The organism is Marinomonas rhizomae (assembly GCF_003315485.1).
Taxonomy (GTDB): Bacteria; Pseudomonadota; Gammaproteobacteria; order Pseudomonadales; family Marinomonadaceae; genus Marinomonas; species Marinomonas rhizomae.
Map to the genome: position 1 here is coordinate 402350 of NZ_QNSE01000001.1, position 20099 is coordinate 422448.

At 42.6% G+C, this 20099-nt stretch carries 17 protein-coding genes and 2 tRNA genes; 11 read left to right on the forward strand and 8 right to left on the reverse strand.

Annotated elements, in window-relative coordinates; genetic code table 11:
- The first annotated feature begins 26 nt into the window (after nt 1-26).
- The 3 genes from DFP80_RS01785 to sthA are packed head-to-tail and all read left to right on the forward strand — an operon-like array spanning nt 27 to nt 2723.
- The gene (locus DFP80_RS01785; protein ID WP_113915095.1) at nt 27-1040 is read left to right on the forward strand and encodes an FAD:protein FMN transferase; all 1014 of its coding nucleotides are present in this window, start codon (nt 27-29) and stop codon (nt 1038-1040) included.
- A 33-nt stretch (nt 1041-1073) separates the two neighbouring features.
- A complete protein-coding gene (gene nqrM / locus DFP80_RS01790; RefSeq protein WP_012069427.1) occupies nt 1074-1307 on the forward strand; it encodes a (Na+)-NQR maturation NqrM in 234 nt (77 codons plus the stop codon).
- Between the two features lie 21 nt (nt 1308-1328).
- Nucleotides 1329-2723: a Si-specific NAD(P)(+) transhydrogenase gene (gene sthA, locus DFP80_RS01795; protein WP_113915096.1), complete on the forward strand. Its 1395-nt coding sequence runs from the start codon at nt 1329-1331 to the stop codon at nt 2721-2723.
- A 66-nt stretch (nt 2724-2789) separates the two neighbouring features.
- On the opposite strand, the gene DFP80_RS01800 is transcribed toward sthA, so the two are convergent.
- Both DFP80_RS01800 and DFP80_RS01805 read right to left on the reverse strand, forming a co-directional pair.
- Nucleotides 2790-3341 carry a hypoxanthine-guanine phosphoribosyltransferase gene (locus DFP80_RS01800; protein WP_113915097.1) on the reverse strand — a complete coding sequence of 184 codons (552 nt, stop codon included), beginning with the start codon at nt 3339-3341 and terminating at the stop codon, nt 2790-2792.
- 37 nt (nt 3342-3378) lie between these two features.
- Nucleotides 3379-4239 (reverse strand): YihY family inner membrane protein, encoded by an 861-nt coding sequence (locus DFP80_RS01805; protein ID WP_241560306.1) that lies wholly within the window; start codon nt 4237-4239, stop codon nt 3379-3381.
- A gap of 330 nt (nt 4240-4569) precedes the next feature.
- On the opposite strand from DFP80_RS01805, the gene DFP80_RS01810 reads away from it, so the two are divergent.
- From DFP80_RS01810 to DFP80_RS01845, 8 genes are all read left to right on the forward strand, one after another.
- A tRNA-Arg gene (locus DFP80_RS01810) sits at nt 4570-4646 on the forward strand.
- A 119-nt stretch (nt 4647-4765) separates the two neighbouring features.
- Complete coding sequence (tig, locus tag DFP80_RS01815) at nt 4766-6091, forward strand: trigger factor (protein WP_113915099.1); 1326 nt, start codon at nt 4766-4768, stop codon at nt 6089-6091.
- Nucleotides 6092-6165: 74 nt separating this feature from the next.
- Nucleotides 6166-6798: an ATP-dependent Clp endopeptidase proteolytic subunit ClpP gene (gene clpP / locus DFP80_RS01820; protein ID WP_113915100.1), complete on the forward strand. Its 633-nt coding sequence runs from the start codon at nt 6166-6168 to the stop codon at nt 6796-6798.
- A 16-nt stretch (nt 6799-6814) separates the two neighbouring features.
- Entirely contained in the window at nt 6815-8095 is a 1281-nt protein-coding gene (clpX, locus tag DFP80_RS01825; RefSeq protein WP_113915101.1) for an ATP-dependent protease ATP-binding subunit ClpX, read from the forward strand.
- Between the two features lie 214 nt (nt 8096-8309).
- Nucleotides 8310-10703, forward strand: coding sequence for an endopeptidase La (gene lon / locus DFP80_RS01830; RefSeq protein ID WP_113915102.1), 2394 nt, complete (start codon nt 8310-8312; stop codon nt 10701-10703).
- A 125-nt stretch (nt 10704-10828) separates the two neighbouring features.
- Nucleotides 10829-11101, forward strand: coding sequence for a non-specific DNA-binding protein Hbs (gene hbs, locus DFP80_RS01835; protein ID WP_012069435.1), 273 nt, complete (start codon nt 10829-10831; stop codon nt 11099-11101).
- Nucleotides 11102-11108: 7 nt separating this feature from the next.
- A tRNA-Asp gene (locus tag DFP80_RS01840) sits at nt 11109-11185 on the forward strand.
- Between the two features lie 76 nt (nt 11186-11261).
- Entirely contained in the window at nt 11262-13085 is a 1824-nt protein-coding gene (locus tag DFP80_RS01845; RefSeq protein WP_113915103.1) for a SurA N-terminal domain-containing protein, read from the forward strand.
- Between the two features lie 63 nt (nt 13086-13148).
- Here DFP80_RS01845 and DFP80_RS01850 read toward each other — a convergent pair whose 3' ends face one another.
- The 6 genes from DFP80_RS01850 to DFP80_RS01875 are packed head-to-tail and all read right to left on the reverse strand — an operon-like array spanning nt 13149 to nt 20099.
- Nucleotides 13149-14063 (reverse strand): Dyp-type peroxidase, encoded by a 915-nt coding sequence (locus tag DFP80_RS01850; RefSeq protein WP_309472353.1) that lies wholly within the window; start codon nt 14061-14063, stop codon nt 13149-13151.
- Nucleotides 14064-14092: 29 nt separating this feature from the next.
- A complete protein-coding gene (locus DFP80_RS01855) occupies nt 14093-15928 on the reverse strand; it encodes a BatD family protein (RefSeq protein WP_113915105.1) in 1836 nt (611 codons plus the stop codon).
- The gene (locus DFP80_RS01860) at nt 15922-17667 is read right to left on the reverse strand and encodes a VWA domain-containing protein (protein WP_113915106.1); all 1746 of its coding nucleotides are present in this window, start codon (nt 17665-17667) and stop codon (nt 15922-15924) included. The genes DFP80_RS01855 and DFP80_RS01860 overlap by 7 nt, the downstream gene beginning before the upstream one ends.
- Nucleotides 17664-18692, reverse strand: a complete 1029-nt coding sequence (locus tag DFP80_RS01865; RefSeq protein ID WP_113915107.1) for a VWA domain-containing protein — start codon at nt 18690-18692, stop codon at nt 17664-17666. Before DFP80_RS01865 ends, DFP80_RS01860 begins: the two co-directional genes overlap by 4 nt.
- Nucleotides 18685-19188: a DUF4381 domain-containing protein gene (locus DFP80_RS01870; RefSeq protein ID WP_113915108.1), complete on the reverse strand. Its 504-nt coding sequence runs from the start codon at nt 19186-19188 to the stop codon at nt 18685-18687. Before DFP80_RS01870 ends, DFP80_RS01865 begins: the two co-directional genes overlap by 8 nt.
- Complete coding sequence (locus DFP80_RS01875) at nt 19188-20099, reverse strand: DUF58 domain-containing protein (protein WP_113915109.1); 912 nt, start codon at nt 20097-20099, stop codon at nt 19188-19190. Before DFP80_RS01875 ends, DFP80_RS01870 begins: the two co-directional genes overlap by 1 nt.

Below are 20099 nucleotides of genomic sequence, written 5' to 3' on the forward strand. Positions count from 1 at the left end.
TTTATTGGCGACTAAAAAGATTTTATATGCGTAAAAAAATATTATTTTCAGTTTTCCTACTTATCGCTATTGCGGTTGTGTACCGCCTTTCTGTTTTTACTCCTGAATTAGCTAGTTTTTCTGGTCCTACAATGGGCACAACTTATACAGTGAAATTTTTTACCACTAAAGAAGTTGGTGATGCTTGGGTGGTGAAAGAGGATGTTGATGCGGCTTTGGTTCGAGTTAATAGTCTCATGTCTACTTATGACCCTAACTCAGAGCTTTCGCTGTTTAATACGTTGCCTGCTGGCCAGTCTGCCGTTATTAGTGATGATATGGCTTATGTGGTTGATAAGGCTTTGCTTATTAGTGAAATGAGTGGTGGAGAATACGATGTCACTGTTGGGCCTTTAGTTAACTTATGGGGATTTGGTCCAGGAAAGCATGAAGATAAAGTGCCAAGTCAGGAATTGATTGATGAGGCAAAGTCACGAGTTGGCTATCAGTATTTAAAGCTTGACGGCCGTCGTTTGATGAAAGAAAAAGATATTTATGTCGATTTGTCTTCTATTGCCAAAGGTTATGGTGTTGATGCGGTCGCGAGAGTGCTTCAAGATAGAGGGATTGAAAGCTATTTGATTGAAGTGGGCGGAGAGATTGTGTCCAAAGGGCTTAAGCCTGATGGTGCTCCGTGGAGAATTGCAATCGAAAGCCCTGCTGGTGGGCATGATATTGCCGAGCGTATTATATCTGTGACTGATGTGGCGGTTGCTACGTCTGGAGATTATCGCAATTATTTTGAAAAAAATGGTGTGCGTTACTCTCACACCATTAGTCCAATTTCAGGTCGACCAATTACGCACCGGTTGGTTTCTGTTACTGTGGTGGATAAAACAACGACGATGGCTGATGGTCTTGCTACTGCAGTTACAGTGCTTGGCCCTGATAAAGGCTTCGAGTTTGTGCAAAAAAACGGCATTGCGGCGTATCTGTTGGTCAAAACAGATTTCGGCTTTGAGGAGCATTCATCGGATGCGTTCAAGGCGTATTTGAAATAGATTTTTTAACGTTTTGTTTTTAGGAGAGGTAATATGTTGACGATTGTTTTGGCATTTGTCCTTATGCTTATGTTGGTTGCGGCTATGGCTGTTGGTGTATTAATGGGTAGAAAGCCAATTTCTGGCTCTTGTGGCGGCATGAGTGCTTTAGGGATGGAAGTTGCTTGCGATATTTGTGGTGGCGACAAAGGTAAGTGCGAGAAAGAAACAAAAAAAGGCATGGCGGCAACGGTTTCTGATGACACGTTTTATGACGCATCTAAATAATTGAACAGTAAAGAGGGTATTATGACAACGAGACATTATGATGTGGTGGTGTTGGGCACAGGTCCTGCCGGAGAAGGTGCAGCCATGAGTGCTGCAAAGGCGGGCAAACGAGTTGCTGTTATTGAGGCGAGCTCGCAAGTTGGCGGAAGTTGCACGCATTTAGGAACTATTCCATCAAAAGCATTGCGTCATGCTGTTAAGGAAATCATTGCTTTTAATACTAATCCAATGTTTCGTGATATTGGTGAGCCCCGTTGGTTTTCATTTCCAAAAGTTTTGGATCGTGCTAATCGGGTTATTGATAAGCAGGTTATGGGTCGTACTGAGTATTATGCGCGCAATCGAATTGACATCTACTTTGGTAGAGGCAAATTTAAGGATGCAAATACAATAGAAGTAAATACCTATGAGAAGGGGCCTGAGTTATTAGTTGCAAAGAAGGTGGTGATTGCGACAGGCTCGCGACCATACCGTCCTGCCAATATTGATTTCTCTCATCCTCGTATTTACTGTTCTGATACCATTCTAAGTTTGAGTCACACGCCGCGTTCTTTGATTATCTATGGTGCGGGCGTAATTGGTTGTGAATATGCTTCAATTTTCTGTGGTTTGGGTGTGCGTGTTGAGTTAATTAATCCAGCCAAGAAATTATTAAGTTTCCTTGATGACGAAATTACTGATGCGTTGAGTTATCACTTGCGCGATGGTGGGGTGCTAATTCGTCATAATGAAACTTATGATTCTGTTGAGACCACGGAGCGTGGTGTGGTAATGCATATGGCATCAGGTAAAAAATTACGAGCTGATGCCTTACTATTCTGTAATGGTCGTTCCGGCAATACTGACAACTTGGGTCTAGAGTCGATTAATCTGGATGTTAATAGTCGTGGGCAGTTAGCGGTAAATGATACTTATCAGACGCAGGTTGAAAATGTCTACGCGGCAGGTGATGTGATTGGTTGGCCGAGCCTAGCGAGTGCGGCATATGATCAGGGGCGTGCTGCGGCTGCAAATATGTTTGGATCGCCTGGTGGTGAGTTTATTAGTGAAGTGCCGACTGGTATCTATACAATCCCTGAGATAAGTTCAGTAGGTAAAACAGAGGCGGAGTTAACAGCAGAAAAAGTGCCTTATGAAGTCGGTCGAGCCTTCTTTAAAAATACCGCTCGCGCTCAAATTACTGGTGAAGCTGTTGGTATGCTGAAAATTTTGTTTCATCGTGAATCATTGGAGTTGCTCGGCATTCACTGTTTTGGCGACCAAGCGTCGGAGATAGTTCATATCGGGCAAGCTATCATGAAGCAGCCAGGTAAACAGAATACATTGAAATACTTTTTAAATACGACTTTTAACTACCCGACGATGGCGGAAGCTTATCGAGTTGCGGCGCTTAATGGTTTTAATCGAGTGTTCTAATTTCTGGTTATTATAAAAATGCCCACGTTGAAGTGGGCATTTTTTTATCTGTTGCTTAATGGGGTCTTAGCTACCTTTGATGGCATAGATGCCTTTTAGGTTTCTGAAAAAGCCTTTGTAATCCATCCCGTAGCCGAATAAGAATCTGTCAGCTACATCTGTTCCGATATAGTCTGGAGTCATGTCTGTTTTGCGATCGTGTAATTTATTAATAACGGTCGCAGTGTATACGCCGTTTGTTTCCTGATTTTCTAGCCACTTTACGATAGCTTGCAGCGTATGTCCTTGATCGAATATATCATCAACAACAAGAATGTGTCTGTCTTTCAGGCTGGTCTGTGGATAGCTGAGCCAGTTAAGTGATGCACCTTCTGTTTCCATTCCGTATCGAGTTGCGTGAATGTAGTCGAGTTCTAACGGGAAGTTTAAGCGTTCTATTAGTGCTGCTGTCGGAATTAAGCCGCCATTCATAACACAAAGAACAAGAGGGAGCTTGTCAGCGAGGTCCGCTGTTATTTGTACTGCCATTTTATCAAGGGCTTCATTAAGTTTTGCTTCGTTAACTAAGCAATCCGCCTCTTCTAAAATTTTGTTTAGGTCGTTGATTGTATTCGTCATGGTAAGCCCTATTATGGAAAATTTGCCGGATTTTACATTAATCCTGACCAGATGCTAAGTTTTTCTGTTGAGTGGTTGTTTTTATATTGTGTAGCGTGGCGCAAAGGCAGATAGATGCGAGAACTATTAGCCAAGAGCTTTGCAACCAGATGAGAAAAATTGGGATGGCTGCGAATGCACCATATACAACTTGGTAGCTGCTGAAGAATTGTGCGAACGAGCTAAATATGGTGTTTAAGATGAATAGCCCAATACTGCCTGCAAGGGCTGAAACGGAAGCCCATTTTAACGAGACTTCCGCATTCGGCGTCAAAAAGTTTAGGGTTAATAGCATTAAAAAATATAGGGTGATGCTGCCAAGTTCTAATAGGTTATCGACCCATGCATTTGTCTGAGTACCTTGTATTTGCATGGATATTAAGGTGCCGTATAGGCTTAATGAAGAAGCAAAAATAATTGGTCCTAGGGTTAGGATTGCCCAATAAGTTAATAGGCGTTCTCTTATTTTTCTGGCTTTTCTAATTTCCCATATAGATTGAACGCTACTTTCAAAACTGTTTAGTAATAGTAAGGCGGTTAGTACAAGGGCGATTAACCCCGCTGCCGGAAGGTTTTTGGTTTGTTCTGAAAACTTTATGAGGTAGGGCATCATTATATCACTAGAACCAGGTGCTAGATGCTGTTCTATTAATTGAAATAATTGTGCTTGCATTGCTTCTAGTGCTGGGGTGAAGCTAAGTATTCCAACAATAATTGTGATAATGGGGACGGCTGCCAATAGACTTGATAGCGTAAGTTGGGCAGCCTTTTGTGATAGGTTGCTGTGTTTGAACCTTGTTATTGTTAGGTATCCATAGCGTTTGAAAATAAGAAAAAAATAAATTAGACGTTCTGGCATAGTAATTTTTCTCTGTGTAAGTTGGTTGTTACAATAACATAGGGTTAAATATTTTATTAAAAACTTCTTTTTAATGCACATTGCACAAACATAGTGCAACGCGTCTCATTTTGGCGCGCGCATCTTGCTTTTTTTGGGAGTGGCTTGTATTATTCGTCTTGTTCCTTTTGTGATATTTGTGCTGCGGAGTAGTGAATTTTAACTATTCTCGGTTCCATGGTTGCAAATAGTCATTTTTAGCCCAGTTTTACTGGGCTTTTTTATGTCTATTGGTTGACGATTGCTATTCCATCCCTATAATAGCCCACCAAATGAAATGTAATGATTTTTGTTCCGTTAGCTCAGTTGGATAGAGCAACCGCCTTCTAAGCGGTAGGTCACTGGTTCGAATCCAGTACGGAGCACCATTTTCAGTCCATTACTTTAATTAAATTATTATTTAGGTTTTGTTGGCTGTGATTGAATAGATGTCTTGTTAATAGCGAGATTGCCAACAAATTAAAGCAGGTTCCCGAGAGGAAGTTTTATGCAAGTTTCTGTAGAGACAACGTCTCCAATTGAGCGCGTTCTAACAATTAGTGTTCCAGCAGCTCGTGTTGACGAAAAAGTAAATTCTGAAGTGGCTAAAACAGCGAAAACGATTCGTATTGATGGCTTTCGTAAAGGTAAAGTGCCTGTTAGTGTTGTGAAAAAGCGTTATGGTCAAGGTATCCGTGTTGATGCTGTAGAGCAGATTATGCGTGATGCTTATGTTGAAGCGATTCAGAAAGAGTCTATTCAACCAGCAGGTATGCCTTCAATTGAGCCTAAGAACTTTGCTGAAGGTGCTGATCTTGAGTTCGTTGTTAAGGTAGAAGTATACCCAGAAGTAACATTGGCGGATAACTCTACTATTAAAGTGGATCGCGTTGTGTCTGAAGTAACTGATGCAGACGTTGATGTTATGTTGGAAACTTTGCGTAAGCAGAATTCTGAATGGTCTGCTGTTGAGCGCGCATCTGCCGACGGCGATCAGGTGACGATCGATTTTGTTGGCTACCTAGGTGATGAGGCTTTCGAAGGCGGTGCTGCTGAAGGTCATAAATTAGTATTGGGTTCCAATACCATGATCCCTGGTTTTGAGTCTGGTATCCTAGGCGCTAAAGCTGGTGAAGAGCGTACTATTTCTGTAACTTTCCCAGAAGATTATCAAGCTGAAAACTTGAAAGGCAAAGAAGCGACTTTCAAAATTACGGTTTCTGAGGTTGCAGAGCAAATTCTTCCTGAGTTAGATGATGCTTTTGTTGAGAAATTTGGCTTAGAAGAGGCGACGATCGAAGCTTTGCGTGCAGAAGTCCGTAAAAATATGGATCGTGAGTTGAATCAAGCGATCAAATCAAAGCTTAAAAATGCTCTTTTTGAAGGTTTATCTTCAATCAATGAAGTTGATGTGCCTTCTGCTCTTATTGATCAAGAAGTTGATGCGCTTCGTAAACAGGCTGCTCAGCAGTTTGGCGGACAGGATTTTGATGCTTCCCAGCTACCTGCTGAATTATTTGCAGAAGAAGCTAAAAAGCGTGCCAAGCTAGGTTTGCTTATTTCTGAAGTTATCAAGAAAGATGATTTGAAAGTTGATGATGACCGTGTACGTTCTTTCTTAGAAGATATGGCTCAAGCTTATCAAGAGCCTCAGCAAGTCATTGATTTTTACTTAAAGAACAAAGAACAATTAGCTCAGGTTCAATCTGCTGTACTTGAAGAGCAAGTTGTTGATAAACTGTTAGAATCTGCTCAAGTTACTGAAGTAACTTTGGGGTATGAAGACGCTATCAAGCCAAATGCCCAAGCTGAAGAGGCTGGGGAAGAAGTATAAGACGAGTCTTATCTTTTTTAATAAGGTCGACATAGTGTTTGCTATGTCGACTTTTTTGTTTTAAGGAATGCGATATGAATTTGATGAACCCGACTACTGGCCCTGTTGCAATTACCAGCAATGGCCTTGTCCCAATGGTTATTGAACAGACCGCTCGTGGAGAAAGGTCATTTGATATTTACTCGCGCTTACTTAAGGAGCGAGTGATATTTTTGGTTGGTCAAGTTGAAGATCACATGGCCAATTTGGTTGTGGCTCAATTGTTATTTTTAGAGTCAGAAAACCCAGACAAAGACATCCATTTATATATTAACTCTCCAGGTGGTTCTGTTACTGCTGGTATGTCTATCTATGATACGATGCAATTTATTAAGCCAGATGTTAGTACTATGTGTATTGGTCAGGCGGCGAGTATGGGAGCTTTGCTGTTAACAGCGGGGGCTGCTGGTAAGCGTTATTGTTTGCCTAATTCGCGCGTTATGATCCACCAGCCATTGGGTGGTTATCAGGGGCAAGCCTCTGATATTGAAATTCATACACGTGAAATTTTAAGTATCAAACATAAGTTGAATGAAATTATTTCTTTTCATACTGGCAAGCCAATTGAGCAAGTTGCTATTGATACGGATCGTGATAATTTTATGAATCCACAATCAGCAAAAGATTACGGCTTGATTGATGATATCTTGCAGAAACGAACAGTTTAAGAAAAGGGTGGAATAAATGTCGGATGATAATTTTAGCCGTGGCGACCACTCAGATCGGTTATTGTATTGCTCTTTTTGTGGCAAGAGCCAAGACGAAGTAAAAAAACTTATTGCAGGTCCTTCGGTTTATATTTGCAACGAGTGCGTGGACTTGTGTAATAACATTATTACGCAAGAGCTTTCGCAGATTACTGAAGATGGTGAGTCGGCAGATGAATTACCGACACCTGCAAAATTGAGTACGGCGCTTGATGATTACGTTATTGGTCAAGATAAAGCTAAGCGAGTGTTGGCGGTAGCGGTTTATAATCACTATAAACGTTTACGTCATCAGGGGAAAACAGACACCAGCATTGAGTTAGGTAAGAGTAATATCTTGCTAATCGGTCCAACTGGTAGCGGTAAAACATTACTTGCGCAGACTCTTGCTCGTGTTCTAGATGTGCCATTTACTATTGCTGATGCGACTACTCTGACGGAAGCTGGGTATGTTGGTGAGGATGTTGAAAACATCATTCAGAAATTGTTGCAAAGCTGTGATTATGATGTAGAAAAGGCTCAGCGTGGTATTGTTTATATCGATGAGATAGACAAAATCTCTAGAAAGTCTGATAACCCATCTATTACGCGTGATGTGTCAGGTGAAGGTGTTCAGCAGGCTTTGCTTAAGCTTATTGAGGGTACTGTTGCTTCTGTTCCTCCTCAAGGTGGTCGTAAGCATCCACAGCAAGAGTTTTTGCAAGTTGATACATCCAATATTCTGTTTATTTGTGGCGGTGCATTCGCAGGTTTAGAGCGTGTCATTAGTGATAGAACAGAAAAAAGTAGTATTGGTTTTTCTGCAACGGTGAAGAGTAAGGAAGAGGGGCGATCTTTTTCTGAGGCTGTTCACCGCGTTGAGACGGAAGATTTGGTTAAATTCGGTTTGATTCCAGAATTTGTTGGTCGTTTGCCTGTGGTGGCAACACTTTCAGAATTGGATGAAGAGGCGTTGATGACAATCTTGAGTCAGCCTAAAAATGCACTGGTTAAGCAGTATCAGCACCTGTTTGAGTTAGAAGGTGTTGAGTTGGAGTTTACTCCTGAGTCTTTACGTGAAGCTGCTAAGCTAGCTTTAGAGCGTAAAACTGGTGCTCGTGGCTTACGTAGTATTTTGGAATCTGCTCTATTGGATTGTATGTATGAGCTTCCGGCTCGCAATGATATTGCGAAAGTTGTTATGGATGCGACTTCAATTCGAGGTGAGTCTGCGCCTCTTATGGTACTAGAAAAAGAAGAACTGGCTAAAAACGCTTAGTTCTTTATAGGGTAGGAAATAAATAAAAGGCTGAATTTAAGTTGTGTTGCTTAAATTCGGCCTTTTTTTATGGTGTCTCGCTTAAAAACACTGTGTAGACTAAATTCAAATGGTGGTCGTGCTTGTAATTTCGCGCTTCGCCCTTATCTCTTTCCTAATCAACGTTGAAATATAAAAGTGCACTTTCTTTAATGTGCCCGGATTGGAAAAAAATATGTCAGATTCTTTGCTCCTGCCAATGTTGCCACTTCGTGATGTGGTCGTGTACCCCCATATGGTGTTGCCGTTATTTGTTGGTCGCGCTAAATCCATCGCAGCATTAGAGTCTGCGATGGAAAAAGATAAACATGTGTTTCTTGTTGCTCAGCAAGACGCTTCTAAAGATGATCCTGCTCTAGAAGACCTTTATTCGATTGGTACGACTGCCAAAGTGATGCAGTTGCTTCGTCTGCCTGATGGAACTGTTAAAGTACTTGTCGAAGGTGGTAAGCGTGCTCGCCTTGAAAAGATGGAAGACGCGGACGGATTTGTTTTAGGTCGAATTGTTGAGCTTGATCTTAAAGAAGAAGATCAAACTGAACATGGCGTGATACGTAATGCTTTGCTTAAACAGTTGGATGAATACGTCGCAGGTAGTAAGCGTATTCCAGCAGAGGTTGTGGCTTCCCTAAAATCTATCGATGACCTTGCGAAGCTTATCGATAATATTACGGGTCACATGAGCCTTAAGCTTGAAGATAAGCAAAAAGTGCTGGAGATAGACTCTTTAACTGGCCGTGGAGAGTATTTGATTGGTTTGATGGATGGTGAGCTTGATATTGCCCATCTTGAAAAAAATATTCGTAGTCGCGTCAAGAAACAAATGGAAAAAAGTCAGCGCGAATACTATTTGAATGAGCAAATGAAAGCCATTCAGAAGGAACTTGGCGATATGGAAGATGGCAGCAATGAGTTGGATCAGTTGCAAGAAAAAATTGCTGAAGTTGGTATGTCTGATGAAGCAAAAGAGAAAGCCGAAGGTGAATTGAAAAAACTACGTATGATGTCGCCGATGTCTGCGGAAGCGGCAGTGGTTCGTGGCTACATCGATTGGCTTACTTCTTTGCCTTGGAAAAAACGCAGTAAAGTGCGTAACGATTTGGCATACGCTGAAAAAGTGTTGAACCAAGATCACTACGGTCTTCAGGATGTAAAAGAGCGTATTCTAGAGTTTCTTGCAGTGCAGCAGCGAGTGAAAAAAGTTAAAGGTCCGGTACTGTGTTTGGTAGGGCCTCCTGGTGTAGGTAAAACGTCGCTGGGTCAATCGATAGCGAAAGCGGTTAATCGTCAGTACGTTCGTATGGCGCTTGGCGGTGTTCGTGATGAAGCGGAGATACGAGGACATCGTCGAACTTATATTGGTTCTATGCCAGGCAAGTTATTGCAAAAATTAGCGAAGGTAAAAGTTAAGAACCCATTATTTTTGTTAGATGAAATTGACAAAATGGGGATGGATCAACGTGGTGATCCAGCTTCTGCGCTGTTAGAGGTGCTTGATCCGGAGCAAAATCACACATTTAACGATCATTACCTTGAAGTGGATTTTGACCTTTCTGATGTTATGTTTATCTGTACATCTAATAGCATGAATATCCCAGGCCCACTTTTGGACCGTATGGAGGTTATTAGAATCCCTGGTTACACCGAGGATGAGAAGCTAAACATCGCGAAACGCTACTTGTTGCCTAAACAAATTAAGCTATCAGGTCTTAAAGATAGCGAGATTAACGTCACTGATGAAGCCTTGATGGACGTGATTCGTTATTACACGAAAGAAGCGGGCGTTCGAGGTTTGGAACGTGAACTAAGTAAAGTTTGCCGTCGCGTAGTTAAAAAACAAGCGCTGAGCAAGGATAAAGGGTCAAAAGCAGTTGAAGTGACCGGGGCTAATTTAGAAGATTTTTCTGGCGTTCATAAGTTTAGTTACGGTAAAGCGGAAGAAAAAAATCAAGTTGGCCAGGTGACAGGGTTGGCTTGGACATCTGTTGGTGGAGAATTATTGACCATTGAGGCGGCAGGTGTTCCTGGTAAAGGTCGTCATGTGAAGACGGGTTCTCTTGGTGATGTCATGCAAGAATCTATTCAAGCGGCTTTGACTGTCGTAAGAAGTCGGGCGGCAGGTCTGGGGATTGACGAAGATTTTCATGAAAAAACAGACCTTCATTTGCATGTGCCAGAAGGTGCTACACCTAAAGATGGTCCAAGTGCTGGTGTCGCCATGTGTACGGCTATTGTGTCTGTGCTAACTAAGGTCCCTGTTAAGGCCTCTGTAGCCATGACTGGTGAGATTACTCTGCGCGGAGAGGTGTTACCTATAGGTGGGCTGAAAGAGAAGCTTCTAGCGGCTCACAGAGGGGGAATAAAAACAGTGGTTATTCCTCAAGAAAATGCTCGTGATTTAAAGGAAATTCCTGATAATATCAAAGCAGACATTGAAGTCATCCCTGTCAAATGGATTGATGAAGTGCTTGATATTGCTTTGGAGTACATTCCTTCACCAAAAAAGGCAGAAACATTGCCTTCAAGTGAAAAAACTGTTGATGAACAAGAAACTGTAAGTCATCATTAAAGGCATAACCTGTGTTGACAGGGTATAGGCTGGGCTTGTATAACTGCTGGCTCGGCCTTATCGGTAGTCATTTATACTGCGCCGAAATACACTAAGGAACCAAGAAAATACTGAAGGGGTACAACGTGAACAAATCTGAATTGATTGATGCTATTGCAGCGTCTGCTGATTTATCTAAAGCTTCTGCTAGCAATGCGCTCGATGCTACTTTGAAAGCAATTGAAGCTGCTTTGGCAAAAGGTGACCAGGTTACACTAGTTGGTTTTGGTACTTTTGCAGTTAAAGAACGTGCGGCACGTACAGGCCGTAATCCTCAAACTGGTGAGGAAATCCAAATTAAAGCAGCGAAGGTTCCTGGCTTTAAAGCCGGTAAAGGTCTTAAAGACGCTGTAAACTAATGTTTTTGGAGCAGTAGTTCAGTTGGTTAGAATACCTGCCTGTCACGCAGGGGGTCGCGGGTTCGAGTCCCGTCTGTTCCGCCATTAGACACAAAAGGTGTATTCCAAGCGGAATGCACCTTTTTTATTTGTCATTCAATTAACTCATTTGGAGGCAGTAATGCTCCAGGATATCAGAGATAAGTCACAAGGCATTGTGGTAAAGATCATAGTTGGTTTTATCGTTGTGACTTTTGCTCTATTTGGCGTAGACGCCTTGGTTACTAGTTTTAATTCGTCAGATACTGTCGCAGAAGTGGACGGGGTAGAAATTACCCGTACGCAGATGTTGCAAGGTGCTGAAACTCAACGCCGTCAATTGATTTCAATGATGGGTGGACAAGTTAATCCTGCATTGCTGGAGGATAACTTACTGCAGCGTCGTGCTTTAGATGAGTTGGTTCAGCGTGTTGTATTAGCCAATCAGGCAAAAGGTTTGGGGTTGGGCGTTTCTGATGCTCAGGTAAATGCTTATTTGTTACAGGCTGAGCAGTTCCAAACAAATGGCCAGTTTGATCAAAATAAATATCTTAATTTTATTCGTTCGCTAGGCTTTACACCATTAGCCTTTAAAGAGCGTATTAAAGAAGATGTTTTGATTCAGCAGCCACGCAACGCCATTGCTGGTTCTGAATTTGTGCTTCCTTATCAAGTAGATAGTATTTCTAAACTGCAGTCTCAAGAAAGAACATACGATTACGTGTCTTTTTCTTTGGCGGATGAGTCAGAAAAGACCAGTGTTTCAGACGATGAGCTAAAAGCGTATTACGACGCTAATAAAGACAACTTTAAAACGCCTGAGCAAGTTAAAGTGAATTACGTTGTGATTTCCAGCTCTGATTTTAACAGTAAAGTTAAGATTACCGACGCTGAGTTGCAGGATGCTTATCAGGCATCTATATCAGCTCTGGCGCAAGAAGAAAGATCGGCTTCGCATATTTTGATCGAAACATCCGATCGCAGTGATGACGAAGCCAAAAAGCGTCTTGCAGAAGTTGAAGCTAAGCTAAAATCTGGTTCATCATTTGCCGATTTAGCGGCAGAGTATTCAGACGATATCGGTTCGAATAAAGACGGCGGTAAATTAGGTTATGTTGAAAAAGGTGTCATGGGCTCTGCTTTTGATGACACACTTTTCGCTATGCAAAAAGGTGATGTGAAATCGGTTAAAGGCCAGTATGGATACCATTTAATTAAATTGGATGATATTTCAAAGCCTGATGTGCCAAGTTTTGCTTCCAAGAAAGAAGAGCTGGAGCAAGAGTTGCGTGAGGATAAAGCAAGAGATGCTTTATTAACGGCTCATGAAGATATTACCGATTTAGCTTATGCGAGTGATAAATTAGATGCTATCGCAAAAGAGTATGACGTTGATGTCCTTCAGAGTGCGTATTTTGGTCGTGATGGCGGCTCTGATGAAGTAACTAGTAACCCTGCTGTTATTGCTGCGGCGTTTGGCGTATCCGTTTTAGAGGATGACCAGAACAGTGACTTGATTGAACTTAATGATGATCAAGTGGTTGTGCTTCATTTAAATGATCACAAGGCAGAGGCTTTTCAGACTTATGAGGAAACGAAAGAGCAAGTTGCTTCTATCCTAGTACAAAATAAAGCCGTAGAGTCGCTTCGTGCAAAAGCTGAGAAAGCGAAAAGTGCGAGTGATACTCAGTGGACGTCTGTGAAAGATGCTAAGCGTGGTCAAGATGAGATGACGTCATTGGCTTTCACGTTACCTCATCCAGATGATAAACCGGTTATTGATGTGAAAGGCCTATCTAATGGTGACTTGGCTTTGATTCGTTTAAACAAGGTTGATGTTGGTGATTCAACGGTTCCTGATGATCAAAAATTGGCTTATGAGCGTTACTTGAATCAAACACAAGCGACTCTTAGTACTCAAGGTCAACAAGACTACTTGAAAAACAAAGCACAAATAGAAAGATAAGTGTCTATTTTGCTTACAAAAAAGCCAACTCAATGAGTTGGCTTTTTATTGCCTAATACTTCTTTAGGATAAAGACACTAGCCATTTATTTGATGGAACAAAGAAGGCTTGTCCTGTTGTTGCGCGAGTATACTTCATCAAGTGGTCGGTATTGCCGTGCTCGTCACCTTTTACCATACTCTCTAACATAAGATTGAAAATCACTGGCGTTTTGCTGTAGCTGGCAAACATTAGGCCTTTTTCAGTTAAAGACGCAAATGGCATGCTGTGGCGTAAAATCTCTAAGGAATCGCCATTTTCATCTTTCAGTGATGTGCGCTTAGTATGAGCATGCACAGACTTTTCTGCTGATGGGTATTCTTGGTTGGTATGCTTGGTGCGCCCATACACATCTTCTTGAGTTTTCAGGTCTTCATTTTCCCATTTCTCTAAGTCATGGACGAAGCGCATTAGATTGAAGTAAGAGCCATGTTCAAAGCTTTGGTCTTCGCTGCCAACTAAGGCGACTGCCTTACGTTGTTCTCCCGCTGGGTTTTCAGTGCCATCCACAAAACCAGTTAAATCACGATTATCAAGGTACTTAAAGCAGCTGACTTCCTCTACTAACCTAACGCTGCTTCCAAAAGCGTTAAAAAGAACATTGGCTAATTGATAGGTTGCATCATGACGTGAAGAGCGGATGTGAAGAACAAGATCCACATCAGTAGGTATGAATTCAATATCTTTGCCGGCAATATGAGGGAAGGGAGCAAGAAATTGTGGACGATTTCTGTCAAGATCATCCCAAATAAGGCTGCTAAGACCAATGCTTGCGTGTAGCTCCGCAGCAGGGAATTGTGATTGCAGTTCTTCAATAAGTGCAGGAGCTGCGCCTAGAGTGTTTCTTAGAGCATTTATTTCGGATCTATCCACATTCAGTGTAATAAAAAGAGCATCACTTGAGGCTTCGGCGATAATGCCGGATTGATAAATTGTCATCATGGTGTCCTTTTAGGAAATAGTAGTCATCAAAAATTTGGGTACAAGGTTTTTAGCTGGCTAGCCTGTGAGGGTTTGGTTTGTCCACTGGTGTATTCTTCAAGTGAGTCTGCCAAGGGGTGGCCTTGCCACTCATGTGCTGGATTATTTGAATACAGCATCAACTCCGCTTCCATTAAAAGTTGAGTAACTTGTACCGATGTTAGGCGTTTTATGTCATCGACGCTGCGGATTTCGTTATCTCCCCAGCGATGTCGAGCCCATTCCAATAGATTTGGTCTTAAAGATTGAAGGTCATTTTGCTCGCAGCATTCAATTAGTGCTTTATAAGCGCTTTGCTCATCCGACGTACTCAGTGGGGCAAAGTCTTGCAATGTTGGGACTTGGTGACTGTGATCAGGCTGTTCTCTTTTGCGTTTGAACCAAATGATGCTCCAGATACTTAGCGTGGCGATGGCTAATAAAAGTAATCCAGCAATTAGATAATGACGAAGAGTAAAGTCATTGTCTGTTTGCGTCACTTCTAGGTCTACTCCATTTTCTGTTGCAGCAGGAGTCGTCTGTGTCGCTTTTTCTACTGGTATTTTGGCCAAGGAAATTGGAGCAACCGAGGGACTTTGCGCTGCTAATGGCTCATCAATTGTTTGTTTATTGACTGTGGTGTCAGTGGTTTTGCCTGAAGCGCTTGGTAATGGGCCAATCTCTATGGCTTTCGTAGCGGCGCTGGCAGTACTTATGGTTCGTTTCTCTGTATCCCAATAGGTGATATTGATATTTGGTAATGTGAGGGGGCCTTGTTCTGTTGGAACAACTTCAACTGTGATGCTCTGGTGGCCAATCACACCGTTGGCTGTCTTTTGGTTGTCGAACTTAGGTGGTTTCGGGTAGAGCTTATAATTTCGTGTACTATTGAAGTCTAGTGTTGGTATTTGCTCAGGAAGTGCGCCTTCGGCTTTGATATCAATTGTCCAAATAAGCGTATCGCCGACTCTTGGTGTGTCCGTTGTTTTATCGAGGGTGGTGGAAACCGAAACTTTTTTACTCGGCAGCCAAGCATCTCCAGTATAACTAGCGGGGATTGGAATCACTTGTAGATTGAGAGGCTCGCTTTGTACCTTAATCATTCTTCGCCCGTTTGACGTATTAATCATCGCTTGAATGCTTTGAGGTGGTATCGTTAATAGGCCACTGCGTTGCGGAAACGCCAAATACTCTCTGGTAATCACTTGATACTGCGTGCCATTGATCGTCTGATAATTCATTTGATCATCAATTAGCCTTTCCATCACAAGGTCAGGATGTGAAGGGGCTGACCGGTTGGCATTTTGAAGTGCAACTGACGTATAAAGTTTAACGCTCAATATGACTTCTTGCTGAAGGTAAGGTTCAATTTCCGAGACTTCGGTTTTCAGCATGACTGGTGGGTTGCCATTGCTGTCCATTAGTTGTGGTGAACTTTTGATCGTTAGTCGAATGGGTTGTGATTCATAATTGCCTATTTTGATTGGGGGAATTTCAACCGTTCCGACGGATTTTGGCATCAAGGTAACAACCCAAAAGTTTAACGCTTTACTAGTGCCTAAGTTGAAGCTGAATTGGCTGTTTTGACTTTTGCCCAAGATATCAAAATCACGTTCTAAAGGAGACAAGTCTGGGCCATTTCCTGTGTCTGAAAAATCGGCTCGCAAAGTGAGTTGGACGACTTCGTTTTCAGTGGCGACGTTTTTATTTAGTGTGGCGGTAACGCTGGAGGCGTGAAGAGAGCTTGATAAGGCAATAAAAAATAAAGTCGTCATTAGTGAGAAAAACAAGCGGCTAGGCTTGTTTTGCGATATTAATGAAAGTAAGTATTGCTTTATTACCATGGGTTTTGCCCATCCTCTTGCGAAAATCGATTTTCATTGCGCTTTTCTTGGTGTAAATACCAGAGCTTACGTTGCAGTAGTAATCCTGGGTCGTCTTGGATCTGTCTTAACCACTGATTTAACGCTTGTGTTTTTTCTTTGTTTATCTGAGTGTTTTTAGTTTGTTCTGGTTTTTGTTTGTCTGCGTTTTCATCTTGCTTATTATCCTCAGGTGTTTTGTTTTTGTCTTGTTTTTCGTTCTTTTTATTGTCTTTTTTTGAGTCAGAGGGATCTTTTGAATCGTTTTTATCATCGGAATCCGATTGATTGGGCTGTTTGTCTTTGTTCTGCTCTTGGTCTTGCTGTTTGGACTTATCCTGTTGTTTTTTCTGCTGGTCTTTCTTTTGCTGTTCCTGTTGCTGCTTTTTTAAGTAGTCGAGGTTGTCTTTTGCTGCTTTTAAAGATGGGTCTTGTTCCAGTGCTTTTTCATAAGCCTGTATGGCTTTTTCAGTATCGCCTGATAACGCCAACGCATTCCCCAAGTTATAATTCTCCGCCGAATTTCTGTTTAAGTTTTCCAGTTGCTGAATCGTTTCAGGGTAGTCTTTTAAGGCGTATGACGACGCGGCTTTCCACTGAGGCTGTTCAAAGTATTGATCCGCCGCTTGCCAATTGCCTTGATCTACCGCCTGTTGACCTTTCTGGTCTGGCGTCATAAACCAGTCGAGTGGCGAGGCTTGTAGTTTTTCTGACGGCAAATAAAACACGCCAATTAGCAGCATAAAAAGCATGCCTTTACGGAATTGAACTGCCAGCCATACTAGGAAGGGGAGGGCAAGCCATTGGCCTTGTTCTATCCAGTGGATGCTTTTGTTTTGTGCTTTTTGAGTTTGTTGATCATCCACTGCTGTATTGGTTATTTGCGCAAGTTCTTGAGGGCTTAAGCGCCCTTGGTGAAAGCGGCCACCGAGATCGGCTGTGAACGTTTTTAGACCCTTAAGCGGAGTTATTGGGATAACATTCTTGCCATTTTTTTTCAGGATTTGACCGTCTGGAAGCTTGATCGATGACGGCGTAGCTGTGCCAACCGCAATTAAATCCAATTGAATGTTTTGGCCTTCTAATAACGCTGGAATTGCAGTCTTATCTTGTTCACTAAGATCATCTGTGAATACGATTAGATGCACTGGTGAGGCGTTATCTTTACTGAGTGATAAGGCGGTTTCAATACCACTGGTTAAGTTGCTGCCATACATAGGCATGATGATCGGATCTAAGGCCAGCAGAAAATGGGTGACGGTTTCTCTATCTTGGCTAAAAGGGCTGATAATAAAGCCTTCGCCAGCAAATGCGACTAAGGCAATATCGCCTTCTTTGCTGTACGTCAAAATATCGCGAATGGTTTGTTTTAACTGGGTTTGGCGATTGGGTTTAATGTCCGTGGCGTACAGGGACAACGATTGATCGACAACCAAGACGGTTTTTTGTGTGTTTTCAAACATAGTCGTTGGTGCTTTTGTCCAACTGATACCCGCTAAGCCGATCCAGAGCAATGATAACGCCACTAAACCAAGCCATTTGTTCATACTGCTGGAGGTATTTTGATAGACCAAATGCTGCATCAAGCGCTGATCGACAACTTTATTGAGCGTGCTTTTGTTTGAGTTTTTGGTGGCAACAAAAAAAGCCAGCAGAAAGGTTGCAGGCAGTAAAAGTAGCCAGTAGGGGCGTTCAAAATGAATCAAGTCAAAAAGCATCATGCTTGACCTCCTTTGCGCGAGGTTAGCTTGCGCAGAACGTTTTTATTCCATACCAGTTGCTTGCTGGCAAGTAAGGCTAAGCCGAGGAAGAGGATTGAGCCAAGCCCTAACCAATGGAATAAGCTGGTTAATGGTCGTTGCCAAATGTCTTCGGCTGGTGTTGGCTCTAACGCATCAAGGGTTTGATAAATGGCTTGTAGGTCTTCTGTGCTTTTTGCGCGAAAGTATTTACCACCCGTTTGCGCAGCAATGTTTTTCAGCAGTGTTTCATCTAGATCACTCGAAGGATTGATGGCTTTAGGTCCAAAAAAACTTTGTATAATCATACTGTCTGCGCCAATGCCTATGGTGTGGATTTTTACATGCTGTGAAGCAGCAAAAGCGGCGGCTTGTTGTGGCTGAACTCGACCAGCGGTGTTCGCACCATCTGTCATCAGGATGAGCACTTTTTTATCAGAAGGTTTGTCTTCGAGTCTTTTTATTCCCAAGCCTATGGCGTCACCAATGGCGGTTTGTTCGCCAGCAAAACCAATTTGAGCTTCTTGTACCAGCTGATTAATGGTCTTGGTGTCAAAGCTTAACGGTGCTTGCAAGTAGGCTTTTGAACCAAAAACGATAATGCCAATGCGATCACCGCGACGTTCTTGAATAAAGTCGGACAAAACGGATTTGGCGGCTTCTAGTCGATTTGCCGGTTGGTCATTAAGTGCCATATCACTGACTTGCATACTGCCAGATAAATCCAGAGCAATGAGTAAGTCGCGACCAGAGGGCGTGACTTTCGTTGGTTCGCCTAACCAAACAGGTCGAGTCATAGCGAAGATCAGCAATATCCATGAAGTCAAAAGAAAAGCGTAACGCAATGTCGGGCGTTTAGGGATCGCTTTGCCATCTTGGTGATCAACTAGTTGTTCCGTATTACCCCACCAAATACCGTCACCTTTTGGCTTGGCTTTTGGCAGAAAATACATAATAAAGGGCAAAGGTAAAAGAATAAGAAACCAAGGCCAAGACAATTCAAGCATGGTGTTTCCTTATCCAGTAACAGGTATTTTTTATCATCGCGTTGCGTTGGTTTATGGTGAGCTCAATCTGTCTTTTATAAGGGCCATTGATAAAATCGCTGCCGAGAGGTGTAAATTGTCGTTTTTCTGGCATAGCTTTGTCTAGCGTTTCAAACAGTGTCTTGCTAGGTAAAGCGGCGGTTTCTGTTTTTCCTTCACTAATAAGGCAGCGTCTAATTAGTTCATGGCATAGTAAAATACAGTCTTTATCGCTAAGGTCGTTAGTTTTCTGAGTGATACTTGATAGCGCCTCGCGTCGGTATGTGCGTTTCTTATGGCGTCGATAGCAGATGACCAGCAAGCCTATGATGAATAAAAAGATGGCGGCCACAATAAGCCAAGTCCACCATGCTGGCGGCCACATAGGAACAGATTGTGGAAGCATATAAGCTTGATTTGGCAAATCGATTGTTTGTTGGGAGGCTTGTGCTTGTTGATGGGCGAGCGCGGCAGACATCAGTGTAATGCTCCTTGAGAAAGTAAGTAGCGAGCGATTTTTTCAGGCGACTCGGAGATGTCAAAGATTTGGTGTCGAATACCAAAGGAAGCCAGCTTTTTGCGCATGAGTGTATTTTGTTCGAAAAAGTCGGCTTTGGCTTGCTGCATACTATTTTTGCTGATGGTGACAGACTTTATGCCGTTATTGTCGGCCATCTGATATTGTCCCGCTGGTAAGTTAAAGGCATTGCTATCGAAGATTTGTATCCAATGAACAGCGTTGTGCTCGGCCAGTCTCATCAGTGTACTTTCTTCGTCTTTACTCCAGCTTTGTTTGTCAGTGAGTATTATCACATCTTTGTTATGCGCTTTGCTGGTGAGCACGTTGTTAGACCATATGCTCGCCGTATTGTTGCCATTAACTCGGTTTTCTATCTTTGAGGCGTTTTTTAAATGGTTGAGTAGCGTCGGCAAGGTCCCCGATTTATTGCTGGCGTGATCTTGGTTACCGTAAGCGATTCGATAAGACAAAGTGTCGCCTTGTTGTTTGGAGCGCCATGCAATAATGCCCGCAAGCTGCAGAAAACGCGTGGCAATAAAAGTATGGCGAGTACCAAAATAAGCGCTGCTAGACAGATCCAGTAACAATAGGCGTTGATGGTCGTTTTCTTGCGCATAAAGTCGAGTATGAGCTTGCCCTGTTCGCGCTGTCACTCGCCAATCAATATGGCGCAAGTCGTCACTGGCTTGATAGGCGCGAAGTTCGAGCATTTCCATGCCATGGCCTTTTTGGCGAGCGCGTCGCTCTCCTGAGCTCGTTGCAAAACGAATGGCTTTAGGTGCACGACCTAAATGCTTAGCATAACTCGCCAATAGGGCGAAATGGGTGTCATCCAGTTCAGGAGATTCTGGTGATAATAATGGGCTCAT